The following is an 8,178-nucleotide window of genomic DNA, read 5'->3' as shown; positions in this document are numbered from 1 at the left end:
TTGAACCTCGACATCTACCCCTACTTGCCCAAGGCGCTGGTCGAAACGACAAACCCGGCCAGCTACAGGGTGCTGATGTCAGGAACGGCGACATGAGCGGCACCCCACAAGTGCTGCTGCAGCATCATCTCAAAAAACTCCGCCTGCCGACGTTCCACAGCGAATACTGCAAGCTGGCCCGGCAGTGTGCGACCGAGAACAAGGATCACATCCAGTATCTGTTGCGGCTCTGTGAACTGGAGCTGATCGAGCGTGAACGCCGGATGATCGAACGTCGGATCAAGGCCGCGAAGTTCCCGGCGACCAAAAGCCTGGACAGTTTCGACTACAAGGTTATCCCGTCGCTGAACAAAGTTCTGACCATGCAGTTGGCCCGCTGCGAGTTCGTCGGCCACCGCCAGAATGTCATCGCACTGGGACCAAGTGGAACCGGCAAAACCCATGTTGCATTGGGGCTTGGGCTGGCCGCCTGCCAGAAAGGCCTCAAGGTCCGCTTCATGACCGCCGCCGCTCTGGTTCATGACCTGATTGAGGCTGTCGACGAGCGGCGTCTGCAACGCCTGCAAAAGCAGCTGGTCAGCCAGGACCTGCTAATCATTGACGAGCTTGGCTTCGTGCCCCTCAGCAAAACAGGCGCCGAGTTGCTCTTCGAGGTCATCTCCCAGCGCTACGAGCGCGGCTCCATAATCATCACCTCCAACCTGCCATTCGACGAATGGACCGAGGTCTTCGGATCAGAACGCCTCACAGGTGCCATTCTGGACCGTCTGACCCACCACGTGCATATCCTGGAAATGAACGGCGAAAGCTTCCGGCTGCGACAGAGCCGCAAAGCCCGAAGCTGAAACACCAACCCGCAAAGGCTGAAGGGCTGGCCTGCGGCCAGCGCGCCCTGGCACGCGTCAGCTATATGACAAGCACACGCACCAAGGCGCAGCTAACTCCCAAACAAACTGACCAATTTTACACCGGGAAACTGACCCTTTTTGCGCCGGGATTGACACTACCCAAGCTGCTCCTAAAGCGGCGGCCTCCAACTCATCTGCTGTCAGCATGAGAGGTGGCATGTCGTATCCGTCATCGAGTATGTAACCGACCCCGGCTTCGCCGGTGATCGGGATGCGCTGTGCATGTAGCTCTGCCATATCGCGATAGAGCGTACTGAGTGAGATTTCCAATTCATCTGCCAACTCCCGTCCTGTGATCGGCGACCGGGTAGATCGCAATATCTGGATAATCTGGAACAGTCGTTCAGTGCGACGCATTTTTAAGGCCTCCTCTCACACTACTGTCATAACGGTGAGAGGAGGGGAGTTCTAGGACGGGTTTGAAAATCGAAAACGCGCGAAGTCCGCGCAAGCCAGCGGAGCCACAATCAATGATCCATCACGAACGTAGTCTTACCATTGATGCAACCCAAGACGCAGTATGGGCTGTCCTCAGCCGTTTTATGCACATCGATGAGTTCGCGCCCCAGATCACATCTGTCGAAGCATTGACGGACGGAGAGGTCGGGATCGGTTCAAAGCGACGAAACCACTTTGCCAATGGAACATCTTTGGTCGAAGAGGTGACCGGTTGGAGCCCGGGTGCAGGTTATACAGTGCAACTGTCTGACATGGCTGCAATGCCTCTGCACGAAGCCAGTTCCGAAATCCGCATTGCCCGAACAGGCGGAAAATCCAAGGTCACTTGGACCTTTGACTATCGCGTAAAATATGGACCGCTTGGATGGCTGATGGGGCAAACCATGATGAAGATGATGATGGACAAGATCATCGATGCGAACCTTCATGGTTTGGCGGACAAAGTTCGGGCAGGATGAGCGGGAAATGATCCCGCGCGCAAAGCAGCCATTTGGCGGTTGAACACAATTGGCAGCTTCGCACGCATCTTCCCAAATGGAACGCGATACAGTGAAGACATCGGATTTTGGCAAGAGTGGTTATTTCGAAGGCAATTATGGGTATTTTGCGTGCTTCATCCTTCAGACGTCGCGGGTTTCGATCACGAAACGCGTTCCCCAGGGATCGGTTGAGGCGAATGGTGTGCCCACCGACCCATCTGACGACAAGGTGACCTGCCGAAGCCCTGTACTGTTATGACTTCTCTTTCCTGCACCTTGGCTGCGCCAGACATTGCCCGCAAAGTGGTGGTGATAGCCGCCTGAAGAGTAGAAAGCCGCGCTCCCTTCAAACAGTGTGAGGTCCTGCCCAAGTTTGTTTGTCATGAACTGATGCAACTGTTTGACATCGCCAACCTGCAAGTGGACGTGTCCGATGATCATATCCTCTGGGGCGGCCACCCATGACCCGTTTGCTGCCGAAATGATGCCGTCCAGGTCCAACCGGTGAGAGCCCATTTTGATCTGACCATCGGTTTCAGTGATCCAGTCATCGACTGGTCTGTCGGCATAGACTTCGATGCCGTTGCCCTCGGGGTCGTCCAGATAAATAGCCTCACTGACATCGTGATCCGCGGCACCGGTCAAGCGGACACCCGCATCCGCCGCGTGCTGCAACCATCTGCCAAGCGACGCGCGGTCAGGCATAAGAAACGCGTTGTGAAAGAGTCCCGCCTCACTGGGGAACCGTCGTGCGTTCCTGTCTCTGCGCAGCATCAACAGTGGCGTTTCCGATGACCCCAGCGCCATGGTCTCTCCATCATGGTGCAATTGCTGCAGACCAAGAACAAACTGATAGAAATCACCGACCCGGTCCAGATCATTGACAACAAGCTCGACCGTGTTGATCGATATTGGGGCTGCGCCGCTGCTCATCCGTGGACCTCCGGTTTTCACATTCATGTCGTGACTGGCGCTTTTCTTTGCCAGGAACTGACCCAAGGCCATGTCAGCTATCATCGCCCCCGTGCCCAGCGTAGCGCCGCCAGCAGCGGAAAGGGCAATGAATTTTCGACGATTAAACGTTCCAGCCACTGAAATTTCCTTCATCGTTCTGACCAAACACGAGATCCCCAGCGCCTGACCAATTATTTCGATCATTTGGCGCTGAGTGTTCTTCGTTTCAAATGGGTAGCTAAGAGCTTTTAGTCGTTGGGGTAGCCAAAGACATCGTTGTCGTTGGCGGACTCACCGGTTTGGGCTTCGGCGATATCCCAATGCTCGACAATCTGACCGTTGTCATCAAAGCGGAAGATATCCATGTAGCCGATACCCAGATCACCTTCCTTATTCAGGTCGGTTTGCTTGGAATGGACAAGAACCATGTCTCCCATCGCGATGGTTTTAGCAATGTCAGTTTTCAGTTGAACATCGGATTTGGCAAGTAGATCCAGATAGCCGAGCAGAGCGTCACGGCCATCTTCGACAAGTGGGTTATGCTGGATATAGGTGGTGTCAGAAATGTAATCTGTCACTGCCGATGCGTCGGCGGGATTTTCGAATGTCTTCAGAACGGCAATCGCACGTGCGCGGTTGCGTTCGATATCCTGCGTTGCCGAATAGATGTCAGCATCCGGCCCTTGGTACATGGTGTTGGCATTTGCCGCCTCAGCCGGTGCTTGCTGATAATGATCCCAGTGCTCAACAAGCTTGCCGTCTTCTTCCCGCCAGATGTCGACATAGACATATTCACTGCCGTCCGAAGTTTTCCAGACCGAGTGGATCGCCACATAAGACCCTTCGGCAATTGTGCGATAAAGCGTGACTTCGACGTTGGGGTCCGCAGTCAATTCCTTGGCAACCGCACTTATCAGTTCAGCCGGGCCGTCACCGTATGCGGTCGCGTGTTGAATGTATATTTCACCGACGTATTTATCGAAGTTGTTCAGGTTTCGGTAAACGAGAACGTCTTCATAGAATCCTTCCGCCAGACGGATGGAGTTGTTTGTTTCATCCGAAATCGTGCTCATGTCAGCAGATGCGGTATTGCCTGCCAACAGTGCGAGGCTGATAGCGGTTATCGTGGATTTGAAGTTCATAACGATGCTCCGGCGTGTTGAATATGTCGGAGAGATAGCGACTTTGATTGATAAAAAAATAGAAACATTATAAATCGTATTCATGAAGAATTTCGATGAGTATGGATTGGACGGACGGTTACTGTCCATGTTTGTCGCCGTCTATCAAGAAGGGACGGTGACCGGTGCCGCGCAGAGCCTTAATCTGACGCAATCAACTGTCAGCCACGGGCTAAATCGGCTGCGCGCGATCACCGGCGACGAGTTGTTCGTCCCCATGGGTCGGGGGATTACGCCAACTGAAAAAGCCCACATGCTTGTCGAACGCGCGCGTGAGATACTGCTGGGGATGGAGGGGTTTGCACGGCAGGGTGCCTATAACCCTCAAACGGATGAACGCCCGTTCCGGATCGCGGCAAGCGACTACGAAATTGAGATCATTGTCAAACCGCTCACCGCGTTGCTGCGCACACAGGCACCAGATGTAAGATTGGAGGTCATGCGTGCTCGTGCACAGGATGAATGGGTCGATCTGTTGAGATCAGGCAAGACGGACCTGGTTTTGTCCCTTGAGATTACATCAGACAGCACCGAGGTCATCCAGCAGCGCTTGCTTAGTGATGATACCGATATTTGCTTCTTCGACGCATTGCACCGGGAACCCCCGGACACGCTTGACCGGTACCTCGAAGCCCATCATGTCATCATGTCTCCGGGCGCATTCCGAAGAACAACGATCGACAAAACGTTAACTGGATTGGGTGAAAAACGTCACATTGCCCTGAGCGTTCCAAGCTTTTCGGCTGTCGCCACGATGCTGCGGGGAACGGATTATGTTGCGGTGATGCCCGAACGACTGAGCGATACGATATTTAGGGACCTCGCCAACTGTCTGCCGCCGTTCGAGCAGCCAAGAGACACCATTGCTCAATCCTGGCACGTCAGATCAACCAAATCGCCCAGACATACCTGGTTCCGACAGCAGGTCAGGGCAGCGGCCAAGTCCAGTGAGTCCTAAGCCGCTGGGTCCCTCGCTACTTCGGTCTGGGCCAACGACTCCAATCGACGTTCAATGCTTAAAAACAACGACTGTAAAAGGGTATTACGGCACCCGAATTGGTGAATCCCTCTGAATGATCGCGTCAATCATAGTCAGGAATGGACCAGTCGCTGGAAATCGCCCATTCTTCTGCGCCTGACATAATCAGATCAAAGGCCGGATCCTTGATCGCATAGTAGGAATCCACGTCATTTGGGAATCTCTTTGCGAGTTGCCGTTTCATTTCTGCATATGCAGAGGCAGCACCTTTATGGTGGCGCAAAAAGTCGCGGCATAGCAATGGGTATCGATGGTTGACGCGTCCGATCTGTCGAACGTGAACATTGGCGGCCCGCGTTACGCCTCTATAGAATCGCTTGCTGAGTTGTTCGTCTGGCAAAGTCATGCCAAAGGGGCAGTGATCTACCAGGTTTGGGACCCTCTCAAAACCGGCGAGTTCTAATCCCTTCTCAGCGTCCAAGGATAAATCTTCAACCGAAATCTGGATATCGATCACGTCCTTTGCATCCATCCCTGGCACTGCTGTGGACCCGATGTGGTGTAGTCCCAGAATCGATGCTCCAACGCGCTGACGGACTTTATCTGCTAAGAGTTGAAACTCTTCTGGCCATTGCCGCTTGTATTCTACAATCTCAATCATGTTGCATGATTTAGTCAGAGATTGTCGGGAAAGTAAGTACCAAACCGAAAGAACTTGTTTGCTTCTCAGGGCGTTCGGCGTGACCTCTGCCCCGACCGGCTTGCAGCAGTGATGCGGAGGCGCACCGTGTCGAAACACAATATGAGCCGCGTCGCGCTTTGTATCGGCTTAGCGGCTAGGCTCGTCTTCTGGTACAAGACATTGGAACATGTCTGGCAGAGAAGGGCCGCTTCCTGCTGAGATATGGTAAAATCACCGCTGTCGCACCCCCGATCGTAGAGCAGATCTTTGAGAAACCCATCTGTCTATTGTTTCCGTGCAGACTGCGCCGGTTATTGCGAGAGGTAGACAGACGCGTGGTGTCGCGCGGCGTCGATGAAGCGTTCATTGCGGGCTGCGCCACCTTTTTCATTCATCCGGGTTATGTTCCATCCCACATAGGATGCCGCGCGCAATGCCATGAACATATCGATTGCAGTAAGGTCAATTGGCCGTATCGCTTGGTACCCTTTGATCAATCCTGATCTAATGGTCGGAAAGTCCGTATCGTCAGAAAACTTCAAGAGTGCCGTGGCGATCTCGAAAAGCCGAAACCCAAAGCCACCATCATCAAAATCAATAAGGCTTAACGCATTGTTGGAAACCATGATGTTGGCACTTACAAGATCCGCGTGGATCAGCCCGTAATCTTGGTTGCCCCCAATGCCAACCAGATCAGCGCTCGCCTTTCGCCGAAGGGCCAACAGCATGTTCCGGTCGTCTGCAGACAGGGCAGGGTTGTCCCAGAAGCGATCCCAAAGAGGTGCGTCTCCAAGCAAACCTTCCCTGTCCCACGCACAGCGGACAAACCCGTATGGGCGGTCCCATGAGTCGGACACCAGATGCAATCTGGCCATTTCCCGACCAATTGAATGGAACAGCGTGGCTCGACCAGCAGCCGCCATCTCTGTCACTGTATCTGCCAACGGCACCCCGGGAAGCCAGCTCAGAACATCAACTTGTACGCCCTCAATCACATGCAGCATCTTGCCGGATTGCGATGCAATAGGGGTGGGGACGCTAATACCGCCTTTGGAAACAGCAGACATCCATTCCAGTTCTGACCATAACTCGGCATCAGTTCTGTAACCTTGCCGATGCAGGCGCAGGGCAACGGGACCTGTGCCTGCGCTCACATTGTAAACCGAATTTTCGCGTGCTGCGATCAGATGGGTGGCAGCGCCATCCATTCCCCAAAGGCTGAGCGCCTGTGCAATGACATTGTTCATGGCGATACCGTCGTTTGCGACAGTACTTCGTCCAGCGTGTCGAATAACAGGTCCGCGTTGTTGATTGAAAAAGGCATCGGCGGACGGATTTTCAATGTATTCTTGTGCCGTCCCAATTTCGAGTGGATGATCCCACGATGTCGCATCGCATTGATGACGCGGTCAGTGAATTGGCTCGCCGGTTCCTTGCTCGCCCTATCGACTACCATCTCTGCCCCAAAAATCAGGCCAGAGCCACGTACATCGCCGATTACCTCGTGTTTCTGTTTCAAGGCGACCAGGCGGGCTCGGGCATGCCGGCCCACCCGTTCTGCACTTGCAACGAGGTCTTCGCTTCGGATTTCCTGTAAAACTGCGAGCGCTGCGGCACATGAGACCGGGTTGCCACCGAAAGTGTTGAAATAGCGATACCCGTTTCTGAAAGCCGATACGATGTCGCCCCCGGCAACGACGCCGCCCATCGGATGACCATTGGCCATGGGTTTGCCCAGAACCACGACATCAGGGACGATGCCCATCTTTTCATGCGCCCACATGTGGGTGCCAGTCCGCCCGAACCCTGACTGTACTTCGTCACAGATCAGAAGCCCGCCGGCCTTGCGGACCACTTCGCCGACGGGTTTGAGCCAGCCGTCGGGGTTGTCAGGAAACCCTTCGTTAAGGAAATATGGGCACACAACCAGAGCAGCAAAGCCTGTTCCGGCATCCTCATGCGCCTCGATCTGAGCGGCGACGGACGCCGCAAAAGCCGTACCGTCGGGATCAGGCGCACGATAGCTATCCGGCGCTTTGACAAAGCGAAAGTACTCATCAAGACCAAAGCCCACGGTGGGCACGTTTGATTTGCTCAGCTGACTGACCAGCGAGGTGTTTCCGTGGTAGGTGGCATCCGTTGCGATGATCCCGCGTTTCCCCGTGACGGCCTCGGCCATGCGCAGGGCAACATCGTTTGCCTCGGACCCGGTGCAGGTCAAAATAGCCGTGTCCAGGGATGTATGCATCGTCGATGTCAGCGTCTCGACGTAGTCCAGAATGCCATCGTGCAGGTAGCGGGTGTGCGTGTTCAGCGTGCTGGCCTGACGACAGATCGCCTCGACCACGCGCGGGTTGCAGTGACCCACATGGGGCACGTTGTTATAGCAATCGAGATATTTGCGCCCCGCAGAATCCCACAGCCAAACGCCCTCACCTTTCACGAAATGAACTGGATCATCGTAAAAGGTGGAAACGTTCGGCCCAAGCAATCTGGACCGATCAGCAAGCAATTTCTCTATGGTACGCTTCATGGC

At 54.4% G+C, this 8,178-nt stretch carries 9 protein-coding genes; 3 read left to right on the top strand and 6 right to left on the bottom strand.

Annotated elements, in window-relative coordinates:
• The first annotated feature begins 92 nt into the window (after window positions 1-92).
• Window positions 93-845 (top strand): IS21-like element helper ATPase IstB, encoded by a 753-nt coding sequence (istB, locus tag D9K61_RS08245; RefSeq protein WP_120631526.1) that lies wholly within the window; start codon window positions 93-95, stop codon window positions 843-845.
• A gap of 57 nt (window positions 846-902) precedes the next feature.
• Here the strand turns inward: istB and D9K61_RS08240 are convergent, their stop codons facing one another.
• Window positions 903-1,265 carry a YafY family protein gene (locus D9K61_RS08240; protein WP_216825771.1) on the bottom strand — a complete coding sequence of 121 codons (363 nt, stop codon included), beginning with the start codon at window positions 1,263-1,265 and terminating at the stop codon, window positions 903-905.
• Between the two features lie 113 nt (window positions 1,266-1,378).
• Between D9K61_RS08240 and D9K61_RS08235 the strand changes: the two genes are divergently transcribed.
• Window positions 1,379-1,825 carry an SRPBCC family protein gene (locus D9K61_RS08235; RefSeq protein WP_120632780.1) on the top strand — a complete coding sequence of 149 codons (447 nt, stop codon included), beginning with the start codon at window positions 1,379-1,381 and terminating at the stop codon, window positions 1,823-1,825.
• 162 nt (window positions 1,826-1,987) lie between these two features.
• Here the strand turns inward: D9K61_RS08235 and D9K61_RS08230 are convergent, their stop codons facing one another.
• Entirely contained in the window at window positions 1,988-3,004 is a 1,017-nt protein-coding gene (locus D9K61_RS08230) for a VOC family protein (protein WP_120632772.1), read from the bottom strand.
• A gap of 44 nt (window positions 3,005-3,048) precedes the next feature.
• Window positions 3,049-3,942, bottom strand: coding sequence for a nuclear transport factor 2 family protein (locus D9K61_RS08225; RefSeq protein ID WP_120632771.1), 894 nt, complete (start codon window positions 3,940-3,942; stop codon window positions 3,049-3,051).
• Window positions 3,943-4,024: 82 nt separating this feature from the next.
• Between D9K61_RS08225 and D9K61_RS08220 the strand changes: the two genes are divergently transcribed.
• The gene (locus D9K61_RS08220) at window positions 4,025-4,939 is read left to right on the top strand and encodes a LysR family transcriptional regulator (protein WP_120632770.1); all 915 of its coding nucleotides are present in this window, start codon (window positions 4,025-4,027) and stop codon (window positions 4,937-4,939) included.
• A 124-nt stretch (window positions 4,940-5,063) separates the two neighbouring features.
• Here D9K61_RS08220 and D9K61_RS08215 read toward each other — a convergent pair whose 3' ends face one another.
• The 3 genes from D9K61_RS08215 to D9K61_RS08205 all read right to left on the bottom strand — a co-directional run bounded on the left by D9K61_RS08215 (window position 5,064) and on the right by D9K61_RS08205 (window position 8,175).
• A complete protein-coding gene (locus tag D9K61_RS08215) occupies window positions 5,064-5,621 on the bottom strand; it encodes a GrpB family protein (RefSeq protein ID WP_120632769.1) in 558 nt (185 codons plus the stop codon).
• A 332-nt stretch (window positions 5,622-5,953) separates the two neighbouring features.
• Window positions 5,954-6,889, bottom strand: a complete 936-nt coding sequence (locus tag D9K61_RS08210) for a phosphotransferase (RefSeq protein ID WP_120632768.1) — start codon at window positions 6,887-6,889, stop codon at window positions 5,954-5,956.
• Entirely contained in the window at window positions 6,886-8,175 is a 1,290-nt protein-coding gene (locus D9K61_RS08205) for an aspartate aminotransferase family protein (RefSeq protein WP_120632767.1), read from the bottom strand. The genes D9K61_RS08210 and D9K61_RS08205 overlap by 4 nt, the downstream gene beginning before the upstream one ends.
• Window positions 8,176-8,178 lie beyond the last annotated feature (3 nt).

It is taken from the genome of Ruegeria sp. EL01, assembly GCF_900313035.1.
Lineage (GTDB): Bacteria > Pseudomonadota > Alphaproteobacteria > Rhodobacterales > Rhodobacteraceae > Ruegeria.
This window is presented reverse-complemented; position numbering and strand designations above follow the sequence as displayed.